At 59.7% G+C, this 22751-nt stretch carries 14 protein-coding genes and 1 tRNA gene; 8 read left to right on the top strand and 7 right to left on the bottom strand.

All coding sequences use genetic code 11. The features are described 5' to 3' along the window. Positions 1–4: 4 nt before the first annotated feature. The 6 genes from AC3ANW_RS19220 to AC3ANW_RS19195 all read left to right on the top strand — a co-directional run bounded on the left by AC3ANW_RS19220 (position 5) and on the right by AC3ANW_RS19195 (position 10830). Entirely contained in the window at positions 5–2452 is a 2448-nt protein-coding gene (locus AC3ANW_RS19220; protein WP_488342435.1) for a type I restriction-modification system subunit M, read from the top strand. Further along, positions 2443–3690, top strand: coding sequence for a restriction endonuclease subunit S (locus AC3ANW_RS19215; protein ID WP_488342434.1), 1248 nt, complete (start codon positions 2443–2445; stop codon positions 3688–3690). Before AC3ANW_RS19220 ends, AC3ANW_RS19215 begins: the two co-directional genes overlap by 10 nt. Beyond that, the gene (locus tag AC3ANW_RS19210) at positions 3687–5561 is read left to right on the top strand and encodes a DUF262 domain-containing protein (protein ID WP_488342433.1); all 1875 of its coding nucleotides are present in this window, start codon (positions 3687–3689) and stop codon (positions 5559–5561) included. The genes AC3ANW_RS19215 and AC3ANW_RS19210 overlap by 4 nt, the downstream gene beginning before the upstream one ends. Then, the gene (locus AC3ANW_RS19205; protein WP_488342432.1) at positions 5558–8662 is read left to right on the top strand and encodes a type I restriction endonuclease subunit R; all 3105 of its coding nucleotides are present in this window, start codon (positions 5558–5560) and stop codon (positions 8660–8662) included. Before AC3ANW_RS19210 ends, AC3ANW_RS19205 begins: the two co-directional genes overlap by 4 nt. Further along, on the top strand, positions 8662–9366 hold the full coding sequence (locus AC3ANW_RS19200) for a M48 family metallopeptidase (RefSeq protein WP_488342431.1): 705 nt from the start codon (positions 8662–8664) through the stop codon (positions 9364–9366). The genes AC3ANW_RS19205 and AC3ANW_RS19200 overlap by 1 nt, the downstream gene beginning before the upstream one ends. 246 nt (positions 9367–9612) lie before the next feature. Beyond that, on the top strand, positions 9613–10830 hold the full coding sequence (locus AC3ANW_RS19195; protein ID WP_488342430.1) for a hypothetical protein: 1218 nt from the start codon (positions 9613–9615) through the stop codon (positions 10828–10830). Between the two features lie 793 nt (positions 10831–11623). Here the strand turns inward: AC3ANW_RS19195 and AC3ANW_RS19190 are convergent. The 4 genes from AC3ANW_RS19190 to AC3ANW_RS19175 form a co-directional block, all read right to left on the bottom strand. Next, positions 11624–14455 (bottom strand): DEAD/DEAH box helicase, encoded by a 2832-nt coding sequence (locus AC3ANW_RS19190; protein ID WP_488342429.1) that lies wholly within the window; start codon positions 14453–14455, stop codon positions 11624–11626. Next, complete coding sequence (locus AC3ANW_RS19185; protein ID WP_488342428.1) at positions 14433–15731, bottom strand: EH signature domain-containing protein; 1299 nt, start codon at positions 15729–15731, stop codon at positions 14433–14435. Before AC3ANW_RS19185 ends, AC3ANW_RS19190 begins: the two co-directional genes overlap by 23 nt. A gap of 109 nt (positions 15732–15840) precedes the next feature. Beyond that, on the bottom strand, positions 15841–16602 hold the full coding sequence (locus AC3ANW_RS19180; protein ID WP_488342427.1) for an OmpA/MotB family protein: 762 nt from the start codon (positions 16600–16602) through the stop codon (positions 15841–15843). Positions 16603–16605: 3 nt separating this feature from the next. Next, entirely contained in the window at positions 16606–18387 is a 1782-nt protein-coding gene (locus AC3ANW_RS19175) for a hypothetical protein (protein WP_488342426.1), read from the bottom strand. A 313-nt stretch (positions 18388–18700) separates the two neighbouring features. On the opposite strand from AC3ANW_RS19175, the gene AC3ANW_RS19170 reads away from it, so the two are divergent. Together AC3ANW_RS19170 and AC3ANW_RS19165 are read left to right on the top strand one after the other, a co-directional pair. Next, positions 18701–19024: a hypothetical protein gene (locus AC3ANW_RS19170; protein WP_488342425.1), complete on the top strand. Its 324-nt coding sequence runs from the start codon at positions 18701–18703 to the stop codon at positions 19022–19024. Between the two features lie 17 nt (positions 19025–19041). Further along, the gene (locus AC3ANW_RS19165; protein ID WP_488342424.1) at positions 19042–19908 is read left to right on the top strand and encodes a carbohydrate kinase family protein; all 867 of its coding nucleotides are present in this window, start codon (positions 19042–19044) and stop codon (positions 19906–19908) included. A 125-nt stretch (positions 19909–20033) separates the two neighbouring features. On the opposite strand, the gene AC3ANW_RS19160 is transcribed toward AC3ANW_RS19165, so the two are convergent. The 3 genes from AC3ANW_RS19160 to AC3ANW_RS19150 all read right to left on the bottom strand — a co-directional run bounded on the left by AC3ANW_RS19160 (position 20034) and on the right by AC3ANW_RS19150 (position 22749). After that, positions 20034–20110 (bottom strand) — tRNA-Met (locus AC3ANW_RS19160). Between the two features lie 38 nt (positions 20111–20148). Continuing rightward, positions 20149–21981, bottom strand: coding sequence for a M61 family metallopeptidase (locus tag AC3ANW_RS19155; RefSeq protein WP_488342423.1), 1833 nt, complete (start codon positions 21979–21981; stop codon positions 20149–20151). A 39-nt stretch (positions 21982–22020) separates the two neighbouring features. Next, complete coding sequence (locus AC3ANW_RS19150; RefSeq protein WP_488342422.1) at positions 22021–22749, bottom strand: DsbC family protein; 729 nt, start codon at positions 22747–22749, stop codon at positions 22021–22023. Positions 22750–22751 lie beyond the last annotated feature (2 nt).

Raw genomic sequence — 22751 nt, 5'->3', positions numbered from 1 at the left:
ACCCATGGCGATCAAGAAGTCCGATCTCTACTCCTCTCTCTGGGCCAGCTGCGACGAACTGCGCGGCGGCATGGATGCCAGCCAATACAAGGACTACGTCCTGTTCATGCTGTTCATCAAATACATCAGCGACAAGTACGGCGACAGTGACGATTTCGCCCCGCCCGTTGTCATCCCGTCCGGTGCCGCCTTCAAAGACATGGTGGCACTAAAGGGCAAGTCAGACATCGGCGACAAGATCAACATCCAGGTCATCCAGCCGCTGATTGAAGCCAATGCGCGTCTGGCACGCAGCGATTTCCCTGACTTCAACGATCCGAACAAGCTGGGCGAAGGGTCGGCCATGGTCGAGCGCCTGTCCAACTTAATCGGCATCTTCCAGAAGCCCGAACTCGACTTCTCGGGCAACCACGCAGAGAACGACGACATCCTGGGTGACGCCTACGAGTACCTGATGCGCCACTTCGCCACTGAGAGTGGCAAGAGCAAGGGGCAGTTCTACACGCCGTCGGAAGTCAGTCGTGTCATTGCCAAGGTGGTGGGCATTGGCCCTGCTAATGCTAAGGCTTCGACCACGGCCTACGACCCTACCTGTGGGTCGGGCTCGCTACTGCTGAAGGTGGCTGCCCAGGCAGGTGCAACGCACATCACTCTGGAAGGCCAGGAGATGGACGTGACCACCGCTGGCCTGGCGCGCATGAACATGATCCTGCACGATTTCCCGACGGCCAGCATCCTCACCGGCAACACGCTGGCCGACCCGAAGTTCAAGAATGGCGAGCAGTTACGCACCTACGATTACGTGGTGGCCAACCCGCCGTTCTCGGTCAAGACCTGGAGCACGGGCCTCGACCCAGTGAACGACCGCTGGCAGCGCTTCGCCTGGGGCCAACCACCGGCAAAGCAGGGCGACTACGCCTTCTTGCTGCACATCGTCCGCTCGATGAAGGCCACCGGTCAGGGTGCCTGCATCCTGCCGCACGGCGTGCTGTTCCGCGGCAACGCCGAGGCCGGCATCCGCAAGCAGTTGGTCAAGTCTGGCTTCCTGAAAGGCATCATCGGTCTGCCCGCCAACCTCTTCTACGGTACTGGCATCCCCGCCTGCATATTGGTGCTGGACAAGGCCGGCGCAGCTGCTCGGTCGGCTTCAGGCGCCGGCATTTTCATGATTGATGCCAGCAAAGGATTCATCAAGGAAGGCAACAAGAACCGCCTGCGTGAGCAAGACATCCACCGCATCGTTGACACCTTCGCACGCCAGGCGAACGAGCCCCGCTACGCGCGCCTGGTTCCGTTGGCCGAGATCGCCGACACCAAGAACGACTACAACCTCAACCTGCCGCGCTACATCGACAGCAGCGAGCCCGAGGACCTGCACGACATCACCGCCCACTTGCGCGGCGGCATTCCGGCGCGCGACTTGGATGACAAAGCCAGCCCGCTGGCCCCCTATTGGCAGGTGCTTCCTGGCGTGCGCCAGGGCTTCTTTGAATCAGCCGGCCGCGCCGGCTATGTGCAGCTGAAGCTGCCGGTGGCAGAGCTGAAGACGGCGATCCTGGGCCATGCCGAATTCCAGGCCTTCAACCGTGAGGCCACGCATCGCTTTGCCCACTGGCGCGCGGCGGCCACGGCGCTGTTGAAGGCCTTTAGCGTTGGCGGCCACCCGAAGGCGCTGATCGAGACCCTGGCCGAAGACCTGCTGGGCGGCTTCGAGGAGATGCCGCTGATCGACGCCTACGACGTTTACCAGCACCTGATGGACTATGCGGCGCAGACTCTGCAGGACGACCTCTACATCATCGCCGCCGATGGCTGGGTGGCCAAGACCAGCCGCATCCTGGAGACCGACAAGAAGGGCAAGACCAAGGACCGCGGCTGGACCTGCGACCCAATCCCCAAGCCCTTGATCGTGGCGCGCTACTTCGCCAAAGAGCAGGCGGTGCTCAACGCGCTGCAGGCCGAGCTGGACGCCGCCCAGGCGCAGCAGAGCGAGATGGAAGAAGAGCAAGCCGGGGAGGACGGCATCTTCAACGGCTACGACAGCGTCACGACCGCGGCTGTGAAGGATCGCGTCCGCGAGATCGGCCGCGACCCGGACGGCGCGGAAGAGCTGAAGCTGCTGAGAGCGTGGCTGGATCTGAGCAACGGCATTGCGGCGCTTAGGAGGCAGATCCGCGAAGGCGAGGCGGCGCTGGACACGCTGGCCTACGAGCAATATCCCAAGGTGAGTCAGGCCGAGATCCAGTCTCTTGTGATCGACGACAAGTGGATGGCGACGCTTGGGGTTACCGTGCAGGGCGAACTTGACCAGGTTTCGCAGACGCTGACCGGGCGCATCCGCGAGCTGGCCGAGCGTTACGCTATGCCACTGCCGGAGCTAAATGACGAGATCGCGGTACTGGCTTCAAAAGTTGAAGGTCACCTCACGAAGATGGGGGCAGTGTGGAAGTGACGTCTGGATTCAAGCGAACCGAAGTGGGTCCACTTCCCGAGCAATGGGACGTGCAAAGAATTGGTGAACTCGCGACTGTTGGCTCCGGAGGAACTCCGAGTCGAGCAGTTTCGGCCTACTGGAATGGCTTGATCCCGTGGGTCACGACCTCTCAAATCGACTTTGGCGTCATCGACAGCGCCGACCAGTTCATCACGACAGAAGGGCTGAGAAGCTCGGCTGCCAAGCTTCTGCCGGTTGGCACACTACTTTTGGCGATGTATGGCCAAGGTAAGACTCGCGGCAAAGTGGGGATGCTGGGCATGCCCGCTGCCACGAATCAGGCCTGTGCATCGATTTCGCTGCACGACGGGGTGTCACGCGAGTTCATCCTGCATTTCTTGAGTAGCAGGTATGAACAGATTCGCAACTCAAGTAACTCGGGCAGCCAAGAGAACCTCAGCGGGCACCTAGTCAAGCAAATACAGGTTGCACTTCCTGGACTCGCAGAACAGTGCGCCATCGCTGCCGCGCTGAGCGATGTCGACGCATTGCTCGCCGGACTGGATCGCCTTATCGCCAAGAAACGCGACCTCAAGCAGGCCGCCATGCAGCAACTCCTCACCGGGCAGACCCGACTTCCGGGTTTTCGGGACAAGTGGACGCAGGTGCAGCTGGGTGAAGTGCTTGAATTTAAAAACGGTCTTAACAAGGCAAAAGAATTCTTCGGGTACGGCACCCCCATCGTGAACTACATGGATGTGTTCCGCGGCACAAAGCTGATGGCTTCAAACATCCTGGGCCGGGTGTCGCTAACCACAGCGGAGATCAAGACGTTTGACGTCCGAAAGGGTGATGTCCTTTTCACGCGAACTTCGGAGACGACATGCGAGATTGGGATGGCGGCTGTCATGTCGGACGTCCCTATTGATACGGTCTTCAGTGGGTTTTTGCTTCGGGGGCGACCCTTCACCCAGCGCTTGCGAGATGAATTCAAAGCCTACTGCTTCCAATCAGCCGCAGTACGGCGGCAGATTGTTGCGAAGGCTTCGTACACAACGCGAGCATTAACGAACGGACGCTTGCTTTCTTCCGTTGTCCTAGACTTACCGAGCGGCCCCGAGCAATCTTCCATCGCGGCTGTGTTGTCGGACATGGATGCGGAGTTGGTCGCACTCGAAGCCCGCCGCGACAAGATCCGGGCTCTCAAGCAGGGGATGATGCAAGAGCTTCTCACCGGAAGAACACGTCTCGTATGAGCGCCATCACTCCGCACTACCGTAATGTGCAGCAGCTGCTGCAAAGCCAATCCTTCTCCATTGACGAATACCAGCGCGAGTACAAGTGGGAGAAGGAGAATATCGACGAGCTATTGTCGGATCTGCAGGCCAAGTTCTTCAGCCACTACAAGCCCGGCGACGAGACACCCGCGGTCAGCGGCTACGGCGAGTATTTTCTCGGCTCCATCATCGTCAGCAAGCGCAGCGGCAAGAATTACTTGATCGATGGCCAGCAGCGCGTGACTTCGCTGACGCTGTTGCTGATCTGCCTGTACCGCGCAGCCAAGGACCAAGGGCTGACCGTCGTGCAGACGATGGCACCGCTGATTTTCAGCGACAACTTGGGCCAGCCCAAATTCAACCTCGACATTGCTGAGCGCCTGCCGGTCATCAAAGCGCTGTTCGAGGGGCAGGCCTTCAACCCCGACGGCAAGGAGGAATCGATCCAGACGATGTACGCCCGGTATGGCGACATCGAGGACAACGACTTGCTGGCAGAGCTGGGCGTGTCGGCACTGCCGCACTTCATCTACTGGCTGTTGACGCGAGTGGGGCTGATTGAGATCGCCACCGACAACGACAGCTACGCTTACGCGATCTTTGAGACCATGAACGACCGGGGCAAACCGCTCAGCCCTGTGGACATGCTCAAGGCCTACCTGCTGGCGCCGATCGAGGACGCCCCGGCGCGCAGCCAAGCCAACCAGACCTGGAAGCAGCAGGTGCTGGAGCTGATCTCCTGGGATGGCGAGCACGAGCCTGAGCGTGATGCCAACTGCATTAAGGCCTGGCTGCGAGCGCAGTACGCCGATTCCACGCGTGATCGCAAAGCCGGCGCGGTGGACAAGGACTGGGAGTTGATCGGCTCGGTCTTCCACCGGTGGGTGCGCGACCACAGCGCGAAGCTGGGCCTGGGCAAGGCACAGGCCAACCAGAAGTTGATGGTCGAGAGCTTTCCGTTCTTCGCCAAAGCCTACCGGCGCATCTTGCAGGCAAGCAAGCACTACACGCCGGGGCTGGAAGCCGTTTACTACAACGCCCACAACGACTTCACTTGGCAGAGCACGGTGCTGCTGGCCCCGCTGGTGGAGACCGATGACGACGAGACCGTGCGCCGCAAGCTGGCGGTGACGGCCAGCTACCTGGACATCTGGGTGATGCGCCGGGCGGTGAACTACATCCGGGTGGGCTACTCGAGCGTGTCTTACGCCATGTGGCTGCTGTGCCGCGACATCCGCCGCAAGTCCCTGGCCGAGCTCGTGACCATCCTGGAGCAGAAGTTGGCCGAGGACGAGGTGACCTTTGCCGGCAGCCCGTCCAAAGGGCGCACGGGCATCCAGGGCCTGGGCCTGAATCAATTCAGCCGTCGCTACATCTATCACCTGCTGGCGCGCATTACCGAGGCCACTGAGAGCGGCGCAGGGCGTACTGAGTCATTTGACAAGCTCGTGAATCGCGACGCGAAGAATCCTTTTGACATCGAACACATCTGGGCCGACGACTTCGAGGCTGTGAAGGCTCAGTTCGCCAGTGAGGTTGAGTTCAAAGAGTTGCGTGACCACGTCGCTTCGCTCTTGTTGCTGCCTGCCGACGTGAATCGAAGCTTGCAGGCTAAACCCTTCGAGCAGAAGCGCGCGCATTACGCCAAGCAGAATTTTTACGCGGCCAGCCTGGACGCCAATGCTTACCAGCATCAGCCGCAGTTCCAGCAGTTCGCTGCGATCAACCAACTGCCATTCGAGCCCTTCCAGTCCTTCACAAAAGCGGAGCAACTCGCTCGGCGTGAGCTGGTCGGTGCCTTGGTTGAAATGGTGTGGTCTCCTCAAAGACTTCAGAAAGCTGCCGCATGATCCAGCCGCTCCGGCCCGAACGCGTCACGCAGGACCGCGTCGTCCAGCGCTTTGTATGCCCCGTCGCCGCGAACGGGATGCGTTATCGGAATCTCGGCGACTGGCAGAAGCGCGAGAACAACCGCTGCATTGAGATTACGTTGCTGCGCGACAACCTCAGCGCCCGCGGCTACTCAGCGGTTCAGATTGGCGCGGCGCTGCAGAAGCTGGAAACGGCGGCTGACTCAACGGGCATCACGCTGTACCAGGCCAACCTGCGCACGTACCAGCTCTTGCGCTACGGCGTTCCGGTGCAGATCGGCGCCGGTCAAGCGCACGAGACGGTTCATCTGATCGATTGGGCCCATCCGGAGGCTAACGACTTTGCGATAGCCGAGGAGGTAACGCTCAAGGGCGGTTATCAGCGTCGGCCCGATCTGGTGCTTTATGTGAACGGCCTGGCCATTGCGGTGGTCGAACTCAAGCGCAGCTCGGTGGAGTTGGCCGATGGCGTGCGTCAGCTCATCACCAACCAGGAAGAAATCTTTAACAAGGGTTTCTTCAGCACCGTGCAACTGGTGCTAGCGGGCAGTGATTCGCAAGGGCTGCGGTACGGCACGACCGGCACGCCGGAGCAGTTCTTCGTTGAATGGAAGGACGAGGAGCCGAAAATGGGCGATGCCTTGCCCGGCATGTTGCTCGACCGGCCGCTGGCGCAAATGTGCACAAAGGGCCGGCTGCTGGACTTGATCCGAAACTTCGTCATCTTCGACGCCGGCCAGAAAAAGGTGCCGCGTCAGCACCAATTCTTCGGCGTCAAGGCGGCGCAAGAGCGCATGGCACAGCGCGAGGGCGGCGTGATTTGGCACACCCAAGGCAGCGGTAAGAGCATCCTGATGGTGCTAATCGCGAAGTGGCTTCTAGAGCACGACCCTGAGGCGCGCATCCTCGTCATCACCGACCGCGACGAGCTGGACAAGCAAATCGAGAGCGTGATGCGCAATGCTGGCGTCATCGGCACTGATTCCCCTTCGCCGCGCATCACCTCGCGCGCCGAGTTCACGCATAAGCTGGCCGAAGCCACTCCGCGCTTGCTGTGCGCGCTGATCCACAAGTTCGAGCCCGACCTGAACGGCGCGGCACCGTGCATCCACGGCCGTTTCTACGTCTTCGTGGACGAATGCCACCGCACCCAGGGCGGTGATATGAACAAACAGATGAAGCGCTGGCTGGGAGAAGCGGTGTTCATCGGGTTCACCGGCACGCCGCTGCTACGCCGGGACAAGCAGATGACGCGCGACGTGTTTGGCACTTACATCCACACCTACAAGTTCCACCAAGCGGTGGCCGACAAGGTGGTGCTTGACCTGAAGTACGAGGCGCGCGAAGTGCCGCAGCAATTGCTGACGCCGAAGAAGATTGATGCTTGGTTTGAGGAGAAAACCAAGAACTTGAACCGTTATCAGAAATCGGTGCTTCGGCAGCGCTGGGCGACGCTGGAGAAGCTGATGAGCGCCGGCGAGCGCAAGCAGCGCATCATCGCCAACGTCATCGAGGACTTTGGCCTGAAACCCCGGCTGAACAACGACCGGGGTACGGCCATCCTGGTGGCTGCGTCCATCTACGACGCCTGCCATTACTTCCGCCTGCTGCAGAACACGAGCTTCGGCCCCTACTGCGGAATCATTACGTCCTTCGAACCCAACCACAACGCGATCTCGCGCGAGCCCAAGAACAGCGACGAACGCTACAAGTTCGACACTTACACAGAGCATGTACTGAAAGCCGGGCAGACGACCAAGCAGTACGAGGACGAGACCAAGCGTCGCTTCAAGGATGAACCGGCGAACATGAAGCTGCTGATCGTGGTGAGCAAGCTGCTTACAGGGTTCGACGCGCCAAGCTGCACCTACATCTACCTGGACAACGAGTTGCGCGACCACAACCTGTTCCAGGCGATTTGTCGGACTAACCGGCTCGATGGCGCTGACAAGGACTACGGTCACATCGTAGATTTCAAGGAGCTATTTGGTGACGTGCAGCAGGCCATCGCTGTCTATAGCTCCGACGAGCTGGACATCGATGAAAGCAGCGAAGGCGATAAGGGCCGCAGCAACAACGTCGAGCTGAAGAACTGGCTGGTGGAGGGTAAGAAGCAGTTGGATGACGCACGTCAGGCCCTGCACTATCTGTGCGAGCCTGTGGCTCAGCCGCGCGATGTTGAGCAGTTCTTGCACTACTTCTGTGGCAATGCGGCGCAAGCTGGCGCACTGGACATCACCGAGGCACTGCGGATCTCGTTCTACAAGGCGATCACCCTGTACACACGAGCCTATGCCGACCTCGCTACGCACATGACGGATGCGGGCTACAGCAACGCAGAAGCGGCAGCGATCAAGAACGAGATCGAGTTCTATGCTGGCATCCGTGCGTCGATCAAGAAGCACGCGGGTGAGGAGCTGGACATTAAGCCCTTTGAGGCCGACATGCGCCACCTGCTCAACACCTACGTACAGGCTGACGCTGCGACCGACCTCGGTGATTTGGGGGCGCTGTCGCTCACGGAGCTTATTGTGCAGTCGGGTATCCACGATGCCATTGCCAAGAAGCTCAATGAGCAGGGCAAGCTGTCGAAACGGGCGATTGCTGAAGGGATCATCAACAACGTTCGCAAAACTATCATCCGGGAACAGCTGACTGATCCTAAGTTTTATGAGCAGATGTCCAAACTGCTAGATGACTTGATTGCGCAAACCCGAACCGATTCGGAGGCCTACGAGAAGTTCCTACGCAACGCGGAGACCTTGGTGCGTACTCTGGTCGAGAAACAACCGAGCGCCAACGTCCCCGCAACATTGCGTGGCAACGCCGAGGCCGCGACGATATTCAACAACCTCGACACGATTCAAGCTACGACATTCAAGTTCCCGACGGATATTGATCACCGCGCTACGCTGGCGCTACAGATCGATCGGGCGGTGCGGGAGCGGGCACCAGCTGGATGGAAAGGTGATGAGACGCGAGAACGGACGGTGCAAAACGCGATTTTCCCGCTCTTGGATCGAGACCGGGATGCCACGCAGGCGCTCTTCAACATCGTTAAAAATCAATCGGGCTATTGATGCAGGAGACCATCCAGCTGGGCGATTTGCACATTACGCTGACGCGCAAGGATGTGAAGCATGTACACCTAACGGTCCATCCGCCTACCGGCTGGGTGAGCCTGGTGACGCCGCGCTCGACCCGCATTGAAGTGGCGCGGGCCTATGCCATCACAAAGCTCGGCTGGATTCGGGACCAGCAGAGCAAGCTGCACTCTCAGGCTCGCGAAGCGCCGCGCCAATTTGTCTCGCGAGAGAGCCACTACCTGTGGGGGCGGCGGTACTTGCTGGCGGTGACCGAGGTAGACCAAAAGCCGCAGGTCACGGTCAACCCCAGAAGGCTGACACTGCAAGTGCGACCACAGTCGTCTGTGCAGAAGCGAGCCGAGCTCATGCACGAATGGCACATAGCGCAACTCCACGCTGTAGTGCCTGGATTGATCAGCAAGTGGGAGCATAAGCTGGGTGTTCGTGTGACCGGCTACTTCCTGCAGCGCATGAGAACCAAGTGGGGAAGCTGTAACCCCCGCAAGCAACATATCCGGCTAAACACGGAACTGGTCAAGAAGCCCAAGGACCTCCTGGAGTACGTGCTAGTGCATGAGATGGCCCACCTGCTTGAGCCCAGCCATAACGAGCGTTTCGTAGCGATCCTAGACCGGTTTTGGCCACAGTGGCGTGACTCGCGGGCAGAACTCAATGCGTTGCCGTTGGGAGTGGGATAGGCGCATATGAGGCGCACACGTCCGACCACGTCCGACCACGTCATCTTGATTGACAGTCGCTAGGCGGTAAGGATCGTGTGCATCTAGATTTAGGTGGACACGATGACAACATAACCCGTGATACGCCGACAACTTCCCCAGCGTGCTGCTGCCGCATCAATGACTTAATTTCGCTGGAGTCGAACGTCGCGACATGCTGCTGTCAATTAATGAAAAGCAGCTTCGATTTTCATTGAAAGGGCTGAAATGCAACGAAATCTGCAAGTGAACATCGACAAAAGTACCTGGCCAGGCACCGGCAAACTGCCCTCTTTTCCTAATACCTTCACGGACGGAAAAAGTTCGTATGCGCTGAATATACCTGCAATGCTCCTGATGATCGGCTATCTGACGACCCCGATTTCCGCGGCAGGCGTCTCGTTGAGTGAGTTCTGGGCTTGGGTTCGATACTTAGCTGCAATTGCCAAATCGTCGAATTTAAGCCTCACTAAAAGCTTCTGGCAGTTAGATGCTCACCAAAAGACCATACTCAGCGATGATTTCGGAATGGGCGTTCCGATTCTCTGGCTAAGTGACAAGCTTTCTTTAGTGCAAATTGTCGATGGCCGCTATTTCATGCGGCGAATCGCCAGTTCGCTTGGTGTAACCCAGGCGCGCACGGCGAAACGAGGACCGAATAAGACACCTGATTTCGTTGCTCAAGATGCATTCGGACAGTGGCACATTGTTGAATGCAAGGGAACGCAATCGGGTTCTGAATACAGCATGAAGCAACTCGGAGTTAAGGGGCCTCCGGCTACGGGTGGAGTGGCGCAGAAGTGTTCAATCCAATTTCCATCAAGTCATGCAGGACAGCGTTTGGTTTGTGGCCTAAGCATTGATGTTGAAGGTGGCGGTGGGAGTGCGCTTAAAATTATCGACCCTGTGGCAAATGAGCCGTTTGTGCTTGCGTCCGACCAAATGAACCTCGCTCAAGATGCAGCCAACCGAGGCGTGATGGCCAAAACACTTCGCATGGCGGGATTCGAAGTAACCGCAGAGTCTGTGGCTTCACCATTTGGACGTCGGCCTGAAGACAAGCCTGCTCGGACGGCGAAGGCAGAAGGCATACGCAAAAGGATCACAGAACGGCGAGACGAAAGAGCGCGCGCTGAGATACGTGGTGTTATATCAACAGGTAAGGCGTTTGATGGAGATTTCCGGGGTCGAGAGACAGTTGTCGAGCTTCCGCGAGAGGTGCTGGTAGACGGTCAGTCGGTGCGGAGGGTAATCATTGCACAAGGCGTTAATCGTGAGGCATTGGAAGAGCTCGAGCAAAAACCATCTGTTGAGGATTTTGCAGATGACAACAGCTCCATGAGGTGGACTGCGCTTATGGGTAAAAGCTCCGTGATGAGGGAAGATCGCGCCGCGTCACTGCGTATCGGAAGTCTCTTTCGACTAGACATTGAGCTAGCGGTATAGATTGTAATGACGACTGGGTAAGTTTTTTACTGACTGGCAGTTGCAGTTTTAAATGCTCACAGTCAAAATGACTTGACCGGACGCTTATCGTGCGACGGCTCCGCTGAGCACGATGTTTTAGGCTCGCAGAGGCTTTTGGTCGTTTATTTTTTGGCCAGCAGTGGCTGTGTGGCTCGATGTTGGCATGGGCGGCCTTAATCAGCCGGTAAAAATGGCACTCCCGTCCGCATCGCTTACGGAAACTCCACAAGTTTGGCTATTCATGCGAACTTTCTGTCAACGATAGCTGGAACCCGGCTCACTGAGCTTGGTCACCGCAGCATCCGGCCGTCACCATGTTTTGGCTGGCCGCTTACCGAGCAGGCAGCCACCGCATCTGCCTTGAACTCATCGCTGTGCGCGCGACGCGCGACGACGCTGGCGCAGACCCGCTTATTGATCAGGGAAAGTGTTCACGAGTCCACCAAGAATTGAAGTGCACTCGAGACTCCTGTGTTTCGACTAGGCTTTCAAGATGGCCGGACTGGGAGCGAACGTGGCGTTCATGTTGGCGCGCAGCTTGTCAGTGGCGGCCCAAAGGGTTTTTTTGATGCCCGCGAGCATTGAGACGGGAGGGGAAAATTCGAGAGATCATTGGCCCGGCGGTAGCTAAGCACTGGCGGCATCGGATTTGAGCTTGATGTTGACCGATTAGAAAGAAGCGTTTTCAACGGCTATGACAAGCTCGGGACAGGCATGGACCATAGCTAACTCAGCTTTGCTTCCAAGTCGGCTCACAGATCTGTTCACATCGCTATTCCTTAACGAATAACGCGGCCCTTAGTTGTGAGTAGTCCTCTTTGCTGAAGGCAGGCGGTGCCAGCAAGTTGCGAGCGAGGTCACGTTTTCGTTCCATTAATTTCTGCAACTGAAGATCAAAACTGTGCTCGGGGTTTTCTGGTAAAACGGCCATCGGATAATAAATGTGCACGTCTTTTGTCTGGCCGATGCGATATACCCGATCCGAGCATTGGTCCTCGACCGCAGGATTCCACCAGCGCGAAAGGTGGATCACATGGTTTGCTGCGGTCAACGTGAGGCCGACGCCACCGGCCTTTGGCGAAAGCAGCATTACATCGAATCCTGCTTCTTTCTGGAACAGATCCACGCGCTGTTGACGGGCCTCGGAACCCACCTCGCCATTGATGACCATGGGCAGACGTTTAAGGCCGTACCGACGCGCGAGAATGGTCGGAAGCTGGGTGGCGTCGTGCAGGTCGAGCGATTCCAGGAATATCAGTGTCTTCTCCCCCTTGCAAGCGATTTCGTCCAACACGTCGATAGCAGCAGCCATGCGCGCCGATTCAACGGGATCGAGGATTTCGCCACGATCCAATCCACCGTCCATCAGGATAGGGTGCAGCGATACGCGGCGCATGTTGTGGATCAATTCCAGCATGGATCCATCCCCCGACATGTTCTTCTGCTGGACTGCTCGCATGTAAGCGTCCAACTGCCGCGGTGGCATTGATCGTTGTATAAGGTGTTCAAATTTGCGCGGCAGTCCTTGGAGCTTTTCAGATTTCAACCGGCGCAACACCAGCTTTGGTTTCTCGGTGATCTGGCCCTCCTCTTGCCAGACCTGATCGCGCAAAGAGGCCACCGCGGTCGCGTCTGCTTCGTACCGGGCGCTGAAGGTTTTGAGATCGCCCAGCGCACTCGGCTGGACCGCATCCGCGATACACCAGAGGTCGGCAAGCCGGTTCTCGACCGGTGTTCCCGTCATCGCGACGAAGAAGTCCACGTTCAACGCCTTGACAGCGGTTGTCACACGCGTGCCCGGCGACTTGATTTTCTGGGCTTCGTCGAGAACAACTGCAGCAAAGTGGATGGCGCCAAAGCTCAGTTGATAGTCTGAAATCGCCTCATAGTTGGCCAAGACCACATCCGCCTGGCTTATGCGCGTCGTGTTCAGGCTTGCCGTACCGTCGCTGTGCCGACCACGCTTGAGGAGTTTCACGTGCTCGCCGTAGACACGCAGGATGTCGCCGAGGCCTGGATGCCACAGGTGCTCTTCGTGTTCCTTTTCCCAATTGCGCAACAAACCCACCGGTGCCACCAACAGCAGCGGCTGGCGTTTAATCCGACCCGCGACCATCAATTCTCGAAGCCACGCGCAGAAGGCAAGCGCCTGAAAAGTTTTTCCTAGGCCCATGTCGTCGCACAGCATTGCACCGCTGCTGCCCGATATCCAATGTCGCTGCATCCAAGCCAAACCGATCTCCTGGTGTGGTTTGGGCGAAGTACGCACGATAGTGGGCCAGTCCAATGTGCCGGGCCTTTTCTGATTAGTGCGGCTGAAGCCCACTGCATCGAAGTTGCTCTCGATGACAAGCACGTTCGGGCCGCTACGGCCTTGTACCTCCGTGTCCTGCCGCTCTTGCCTGCCTTGCTGCCTTGCCTCGACCGTAACCCGCAGCTTGACCAACGCATCTAAATTGGCTTGAGTCACCGGAACGGGTACACCCTTGACCTGGATGCTTGGCTGCCCCGCTTTCAGGGCCTCAGTCATGGTGACGCAGAGTGGCGCAAGCTCATCAGGTTCCAGCGCAACATCGACGCCGTTGAGCCTGATACCCATCTGCGTCGGCGGGGCCCACGATTGGGGTTGGATCTTTATCCAGGGCAGGATCGGACTGACCCATTCGGCCACATCCACGACACGGTCCGCGAAGCGCTCGGTCTCCACGAACACTGAAGGTACGTCGTCGGGCTGGTCTAGCAGCTCACGAATGACAGCCTCTGGATGCATTGCTGCACGCTTGCGTTGTTCACTGGATGCACTGCGTAGTTTGCGCACCGCAGTGAGCGCTTTCCGCAATCCGTCTTCCGCCACAACATAAAGGCCTTGGTTGACCGGAAACGCAGCGGCCCCTTCTTTCATCTGGTCCAGCCGATGGGCAAATACCTCGGCATCTACGGGCGGCAAGGCGGGAACCATTTCTGTGGTCTGCCCATCCTCAGACAGCTTTTCGGTGAGTAGGCTGGGCACCAGCTCGATCTGGCCATGCGCATCGCTACGTATGGACCAGGTAAATGCCGATGCCGTGACTACTCTCAGGCTTTTTAGAAATCCGTCCGTGAGTTGGCCTGCTGCGGCGTCACCCAGGCAGGAGCGAATGCCAGCCCAGACGCGGAACTGCCCATCCAGATCGTTCGCCGGTAATTGGTTGAACGCTTCGACGCGCTGTGAGATCTCAAAAATCGGTGCCTGCAGACGGTATACCTTGTTGCTGTGGTACAGCCAGCCGTCGCGAACCTCTACATCGCGTGCCGGAACGGTCTTGCCGGGCTGCAGCCAGCGGCCGGCAAGCTTTGCGCCGTCACGCCCCAACGCGCCATTCAGCCTCAAGTCCAGTGCCAGCGGGCAGTTGGGCGGTAGCCCCAGCTCCAGTGCAACCGTCTCGGACCAATGAGAGATCAGTGCGACTGGCACGACGTACTGATCGTCGCGTTGCGAGGCACCTTCTTCGAGCGCTTGGCTGCAGGCGGCAGCCGCGCCAACCGACATTGAATCCATCCATTGGGAGAAGCTCTGCTCCACGCGCCAACTGGCGCCGTTTTTAACCAATAACGGCTTTGTCACTGAGTCTCACTCCCGTGTGCTGTGCGATGAAGTCCCGGGCCTTGCGTTGCCAGGTGCCTCCCTCTGAGTTCATGTGCATGAGTTGCGGGCGTTGGTTCTGCCCGTTATGGAAATCGTAGGACTCCACGTTCCTCAGCTCTTCGCCGCGGTACTCCGTCAAGTACATGGATGGCGCGTCCGCTTCGGTGTATGCACATGCCCGAAGGGCGCCGTTGTGGCTCCACTCCATGAAGAGCATTTGCCCGATTCTGAGGAACAGCACGGATTGATCCGATGTCGCTCCAGATACCAACGAGCCGTACTGCGCCCAGTCCGCCTTGCCGAACGCGCGCTGCGCGTGCCAGGCAGCTTGAGAACCAAGAGCTAGCCAAGCTTCCTCAATCGCGCCATGGTCGTAGTACGCCATCCAGAAGCGCTCGCGGTATCGCCAAATCTCGTCGGCTGTCATCTGCAGCAGCCGCATGAAGCCCTGTAGCGTGTCGCCTACTAGCCAACGGCGCACGGTCGCAATGGTCGCCGGCGCGACACCTTGCCAGCGATGCCCTGCATGGACTGCGGTAAGCATGCGGGGGTCGCCATAGTGTTTGATCAGGAACGATGTCAGGCCATTGCGGATGCTGTCAGCAGGCTTCTTTTGGAGCCAGGGCCTGACAAGCCCATCCGCCAGCGCGACGCGATGCTCCCCATAGCGCAGCATCGACACCATGCGAGAGGCGCTATCGGCCTTGGCCCAAGACTTCATGCGCTCGATCACCCGTTCCTGGGATAGCACGTCGCTTGGTCCCTGCAGTGCGCCGGCGAAAGCTTCGCTGCAGATGGGTTCTTCCATGAAACCCGGCCACAGCTCCAACCTGGCCAGAACGTCCCGCATTTGCCCAGGACCTTCCATAAACGCTCTTCCCAGATGAGTTCCTACCTCGTCGGGGGAGAACCATCGTTGCTCGGCATGTAGCCTAGAAAAGCGGTCTGCAGCCTGGCCGCTCGCTGTCGTCAAGGCGAGGCGGATCTGGTTCGCAAAGTCCTGGAAGTCAGCGTTCTGTTTTTGAAAGGAGTGGCAGTACACGTAAAACAAAGGCACTAGCCAGCGCCTTGCGGCTCTTGCATCGCGTACTGCCAAAGGTAAGTGATCAGCCCAATAAGCCCGAATTAGCTCGGGGTCCGTGCTGCTCAGCGGCGGAGCACCCTCGACCCACAGCGCATACGGCAGCCGTCGCAGCGCTCCTCGGCCTAGATGCCGGTAACCGTCCGCCCGCGCCTCCTCATAGAGTTTGCGCATGCGCAAACCGATGGGATCTAGCGCGGGTGGCGCTGGTATAGAGAACCGCCCGAGCGTCTCAATGGCGGCATCCAGGGCCGGGAAGCTAGAGGGCAGCGCGGCAAACATCTCAGCCACCGCTTCCCGCACGCTTCAGGTTCTCGAGAGTCTCGTTGATGGACTGATACTTCAGCACGATGCGCATGTCTACGCGCCGGTTTTGCGCAGCTGTGCCACTGATGCCGGGTAGAAGGCGGTCGGCACCATAGGCGCTATAGGAGAAGATCGGCTGTCGCGCTGCGTTCTGAAATGGTGCTAAAGGCGATCCATCGCCAAGCAATACCTGTTGGATGGCCCGAGCCCGGTCGAACGACAGCGCGAGGTTGCCACCCGGGTTCGTGTTGGCGACGCTGTCGGTGTGTCCTTCCAGGAAGATGGTGTCAATCTCGTGCCATCCCCGGTTCCGAGCGCATTGTTTGCCTGTGACACGCGCTCGCTCGCTTGCCACATAGCAGGGCAGCACCAGGGCCAGCCGCTCGCGCGCGTCGCGGATGGCCTGTGTCGCCGGCAGGCTGAGCGTCGACGACCCCAATGCAAACAGGGTGTCCGACGGTAGTGAGATGACACCGCTGGCCGGGTCCACACGGACATCAAGCTTTGCATCCTTGAGCGCTTGACCGATCACGTCGGTGACTGAAGCGCGCGGGTCCGCAGCACCTTTCACCGCATCCAATTCGGACTCCTGGCGTCGCTGCTCCAAGGCTAGTACCACCACCAGGATGATGAAGATGAACAGCAGCCCGATCATCAGATCGCTAGCTGACGCCAAGTAGCTGCCTTCGCCGTCTTGCTTGCTGGCATGTGCGAGAGGACGTGGTCTGAGCATCAGCATTGGTTAACCCTTCCCGCGAAAGCCTTCCAGGCCGTCATTGAGGTCTTCGATAGACTCGTCGAGGTTCTGAATGGCTCCGCCCAGCTTGCTCACGGCCTTTGCCATTGCGGTATCCATATCCAGGTGCAGCGCCGCCAGCTGGCGCGAATACTCAGTCACGCCATCCTTGATCGCATTGACCACGCCGCCGAGGTCCTGGCTTGTGCGGCCCATAGCGTTTTGAACTTGCTGCATCGCATCGGCGACAGCGTTCGACGTTCCTTCCATCTGCGACCGCATTTGCGAAACCGCGCCAAGCACCTCTGGTCCAGCGGCCTGCAGAGTGCGGACGACTGCGCGCTGGCCTTCTGCCAGTTCCTCGACAGCGTCACTGGCTTCGGTCAGGTTGGCCGCCAGGCCAGCAACGCTGCCACTGACCCGGTCCCAGGTTGCACCTACCTCACCGAGATCGCCTAACAGTCCATGTGCCGCCGTGAGAGACCTCTCCATCTGCTCTACACCCCTCGAGCCAACTGCCGCAGCGCGCCGCACCGTGGCGTCGATTTCTTTAACCGCCTCCGATGTTTGAGACATCACTTTCTCCATCCCATCCACGCTAGCGGCCAAGCCCTGTGCTGCAGTTGCGATGTCAACGCTCATTTTTTCCGTCGCTGCGTGGATACCGTTGGTCATGCCCTGAGTGGCTTGGCCCAATTGCGACGCGGCGTCCTCTACGCCCCCTTTCAGCAGTTCAGCGGACGCGTCGAGCTTGCCGGACAACGCGCTTAGCGTCTCCTTGAACTGCTTCATCTCATCGGCCGTGTTGGCGCTGATAGCCTGCGAAAAGTCCTGCATCATGGTGCGTAGGGCGTCCTCGTTCATTGAGCTCATGCGCTCGCTGAGATCGGAGATCGCCGTCTCCAGGCGTGAGGTCATCTGCTCCATCTGCGGGCTAAAACCGGCGGTCACCGCCTTTCCAATGCTCATGGCGAGGTCCGTCTCAAAGCGCTTCAGGACGCCTGTTTGCTCGCGTGACTCGACAAGCAGCTCACCTACCAAGTCGCTGTGGTCCTGTGCCGTTTCATGGTGTTCGCGGAGCTTGTCCCCAACCGCACCTAAGTGCGCCAGCTGTTCGACCACGGCAGCTTCAGCGCCGACCGGCGGCCACCATGTCTCAATGGACATTACGACTCGATCGCTTGCACGTTGCACACGCGCCCAGGCGCGTTTGCCGCCTACCGTCCAGGCTAGCGAGACCGCCAGGCCCGCCAGCGACGACACGAATTTCCCGCCGGCTGAGCTCAGAAGGCCCTTGGTGGCGTCGACCGGGTTTGCCACGCCAGCAGCGCTGAGTGCCGTTGTGGCGTCGGTAAGCGCCAAGGTGAGAAAAAGGAATGTAAAGAACAAACCCACCCCCACCGCAATGTTTGGCACAGCTTCAAACAAGGGGATATTGAGGTGCTTGTTCAGCATCCTCTCCGGCTGCCAGACATCATGCACGGAGCCCAGCAAAACGCGTCTTTGCTGGTCGCCTTGCCCCATCAACATCAGACGCCCACTGGTGGCTTTCCAGGCTTGGCGCAACCAAGGTGTTGCCTCGGTTGCCTCGTTCAGTGCGGTGGTGTTGCCACCGACGGGATCATTGCCTTCAACAAGAAGGGCAAACTTTTCAAGCGCTGTCCACGCACTAGACAATTTCGGCCTAGCCCAGCCAAAGTAACCAATTAGGCCTGCCGTAAGGATGCCCACGCAAATGACCCCCACCTCGGGCTGCAGCGCGCCAAGGTGTTTGAGCATCGACTCCATGATTCCCCTCTGAATTTTTTCTCGCCGCACTGTTGAATCAGTGCTGTGTCGTGTGTGGATGTATCAAGTCTGAGATTTGACTACATTCCGTAACTCGCGTCGAATTCAAGCGGAAACAAGCGCTTTGTGACGACTAGATTGAGGTATTGATAGTGGTCGACCTCGTTAGTTGGCGTCGCAACGCCAATGGTGCGATGCGAATGTCGCTATGCCTGTGACTTCGCTCAGGATCGCGCGCCCGAGGCTCATAATTACAGCTGGCCGAAGCGCGGGAAAACTCCGGCCAGGCGGGAACGGAAAACCTGGAGGATTGATGTCGGGATTTGACGGTAAGGGCGGTCCGATATCCCCCGGTGGCAGTTGCGAGTCACTCGTCATCGACACCCTGATCGCCTCACCTAAGCCGCTGGTCGTCGAGCGCATCAACCCCGGTGACGTTCTTTTCGTCGGTCTCGCCACCAGCGATGGCGGCGAGACGGTTGTTGAAGTTGTGTTTCAGGGAGAAGCTGCCGGAGGTCTCGCTTCGCCTGCTATCAGCCGTCTGCGCGAGTGCATTGAGGGCGGGACCCGGTACTTAGCACGTGTTACGGCCAAGCGCGAAGCTCTCGTTCGAGTGCGCGTGACTGCCGTTCGATAGTGACCAAGGTTACGAACATGGACGTGGTGGGCGGCGCCTACGAGGAATGGTGGCTGAGACCATCGTGGCACGAAGTCTTTGGCTCGGCCGGCCGAGCCGCGTCGGCCGTCGCCGCGATGGCGGACGACGTCAAGCTCACCCTGCACTGCTACGCCGATGTACGCACTGCTCCTGTGCTTGAAGCTCGATGCGCGCTTGAAGGCATTCACCTAGTCGCAACCGCCGTGAGGGCGACCTGCTCTTTCCGCTACACCCATGCGCTCCATCGCCCGGAGGTCGAAGGGCCAAGGTCGACATATGCTCCCATCGGCGTGAAGGCGGAGGCCGTTCTGCGCTTCGGCTTCCTGGAGGGCGATGCAGTCGTGCACGGCAAGCGCGTCGTCTACGACCCGCAAGGCGACTTGACCGGTAGCCCGTTCAACTCGAACGGCTCATCTGCACATGAGCTTTTTGTTGTGCTCAACGAACGCGAAGCTCGCGCCACCACGGGACTGGAAGGAAGGGCCACTCCCTACGAATTGGCTCAAGCAACGCGCGCGCTCCACGGGGCTCGCGGGGTCGTCCTAAAGCGCGGGCCGCTCGGTGCGCTCGTGCTCGACGGCGACGTCTGGTCAAAAGTACCTGCCTTCCAAACTGACATCGTGTGGAAGATCGGCTCGGGAGACGTCTTTGCTGCCCACTTCGCGTTGGGTTGGGCGGCGCAGGGTCATTCGGCCGCCGACAGCGCGCTCCGAGCCTCGCTAGCGACAGTGGTCTACTGCGATGGGCGCGGGTTCCCAACGCCCGCAATGCTCAATGCGTTTCCGGCAAAGCCCCCCGATTTGGTGCGTTCGCCGTCGAGGGCTGCTGAGCCTGGATACAACAAAAGTATCCGGATAAAGTAGACGCCTGACTCGGCGCGACGATACAAACGCGCTGTGGACAATCCCATAAAGTGGCACTCCCATGTGGCACCCCTGCAAATGCAAAAAGCCTTCGAAGTCGTTGACTTCAAAGGCTTTTTTAGGATTGGTGGCGCTTCACGGATTCGAACCGCGGACCTGTGGATTATGATTCCATCGCTCTAACCGACTGAGCTAAAGCGCCAAGCCTCGAATTATAGCCCGAGATTTTTAGAGGCCAAATTATTTTTGGCGTTTGGCCTTGGCAACGGTCTTCGCAGACGTCTTCTTCGTTGGCGTAGCGGGTTCGCCGAGCCAGGCGGTCACCTTTGCCGCATCACGCAGAACCAGTCTCGCGGTCTTGTCGGTGGTGGGGAGTTCGAGGGGCAGTTTCAACAGCCGCTTGTCACGGGCCACCAGTGCTGTCGCCTTGCGGCCCTGGCCGAGGTACAGCGCCAGGTCGTCCAGCTTGCCGATGCGCCATGCGGCGCCGTCGGGCGTTTCCAGGCCCAGCCATTCGTCCCCTGCGGCCAGACCGGCTTTTTCAGCCACACCGCCGCGCAGCACCACCTTGACCTGTACTGACCCGCCGTTTTCAGTGGCGCGCAGGCCCAGTCGCTGGGCTGGCTGCGACGGGTCGTCGGCGATGTCCACGCCGTGTTCGCCAAGCAGTTCGGCCAGGGGCAAGTCCGCGGTGCCATGCACCCAGGCCGCGAATTCGGCGGTGAATTCACGGCCGGCCTGGCCGGCCAGCACCTCGGCGAAGTCGGCCTCGGTCATGGGGCCGGCGGCGCAGCGTGCCCACAGAGTTCGCATGGCGTCGTCGAGCGAGCCCTTGCCCTCGCGGCGCAGGGTCAGGTCGAAACACATCGCGACCAGCGAGCCTTTGGTGTAGTAGCTGATGGTGGCGTTCGCGGTGTTTTCGTCCTGGCGGTAGTACTTCACCCACGCGTCGTAGCTGGCCTGCGCGACCGACTGCACCAGCCTGCCCGGGGCCTGCAGCACCTGATTGACCGTCTTGTTGAGGAGGCGCAGATAAGCAGCATCGTCCAGCAGGCCGGCGCGGCGCAGCAGCACGTCGTCGTAGTAGCTGGTGAAACCTTCGAAGAACCACAGCAGCCGGGTGTAGTTCTCCTGTGTGTAGTCGTACTGCGCCAGTTCGGCCGGGCGCAGGCGCTTGACGTTCCATGTATGGAAATATTCATGGCTGATCAGGCCCAGCAGGGTGGTGTAGCCCTCTGACTGCCGCGGCTCGCCGATGCGCGGCAGGTCGCGCCGGGTGCAGATGAGGGCGGTGCTGTGCCGGTGTTCCAGGCCGCCGTAGCCATCGTCGACCGCGTTGAGCATGAATACATAGCGGTCATGCGACGGTTTGCTGCCGTCGCCGTGCCAGAAACGCATCTGCGCCTCGCAGATGCGCTGGCTGTCGGCCAACAGCCGGGCACCGTCGAAGCTGGCGGCTGCAGCGCCGGCCACCACGAAACGGTGGGGCACGCCGCCGGCGGTGAATTCCCCGCTCCAGAAATCGCCGAGCTCGACCGGGCTGTCGGCCAGGGTGTCGTAGTCGTCGGCGCGGTAGATGCCGAAGCCGCGTTTGTCGACCTTTTGCGGCAGCAGGGCGGTGGCGGCCTTCCAGTGGCCGGCATTGGCCGGCTGGACGATCTCGACCGTCACCGGCCGCGCTTCCTGGCCTTCGACACGCAGGCAGAGGCCGGTGCCGTTGAAGAAACCACGGCTGCTGTCGAGCCAGCAGGCGCGCACCGAGTTGTCGAAAGCGTAGACCTCGTAGCTCAGCACCAGCGGTCTGCCGGGCTGGCATCGGATGGTCCAGCTGCACTTGGATTGTTGCTCCACCACCGGTTTGCGCCGACCCTGCGGGCGTGCGGTCAGCTTCTGCAAATGGCGGGCGAATTCGCGCACCAGGTAACTGCCGGGAATCCACACCGGCAGCGAAACCGTCTGTTCGGGGGCCGGTTGGGCGATGGTCAGCGTGACGCGGAACAGATGCGCATGCAGGTCGGCTGCCTCGACGAGGTAATGGATTTCATGGGAGGCGCTGCGCTTCGGTGCGGTCATGGGCGGTTGGGTGGCTCGGTAAGCGTAAACCTGGGGGCTTCAACGGGTAGCGGTGTTCAGCTGTTTTTCGATTTCCGCGGCGGCGATGGCGCCTGGCACCCGGGTGCCGTCGGCGAAGATCAGCGTCGGGGTGCCGGTGATCTTGAACTTGCGGCCGAAAGCCACGTTGCGCTCGAGCGCGGCGGTATCGCACCTGGCGGCGGGGATGGGTTTGCTGTCGATCATCCAGTCCTGCCAGGTGCGGGCGCGGTCCTTGGCGCACCACAGGTTCTTCGACTTTTCGGTCGAGTCGGGCCCGAGGATGGGGTACAGATACACATGCACCGTCACGTTGTCGATGCTTTTCAGGTCGGCCTCGAAACGGCGGCAGTAGCCGCAGTTCGGGTCTTCGAACACGGCGACATGGCGTTTGCCGTTGCCGCGCACGATGGTGAACGAATCCTTCTCGGGCAGGCTGGCGAAATCGATGGCCGAGAGTTTGGTGACCCGTTCGCTGGTCAGGTTACGTTTGGCCCGGGTGTCGAGCAGTTCGCCCTGCAGCAGGAAGTCGCCCTTGGCATCGCTGTAGAAGACGTCGGTGCCGACCCGCACCTCGAACAGGCCGGGCATTGGCGTGCGGGTGATCTCGTCGATCTGCTGCAGTTGCGGCACCCGTTCGCTCAGGGCCTTGCGGATGGCGGCGGTGTCCTGTGCCTGGGCGGGCAACATGCAACTGGCAGCCAGCGCGCCGGCAGCCAGCAGTGCAGAAAGAAGACGGCGTGGGGTCATGG

It is taken from the genome of Xylophilus sp. PBN-3R, from assembly GCF_057747805.1.
This window is presented reverse-complemented; position numbering and strand designations above follow the sequence as displayed.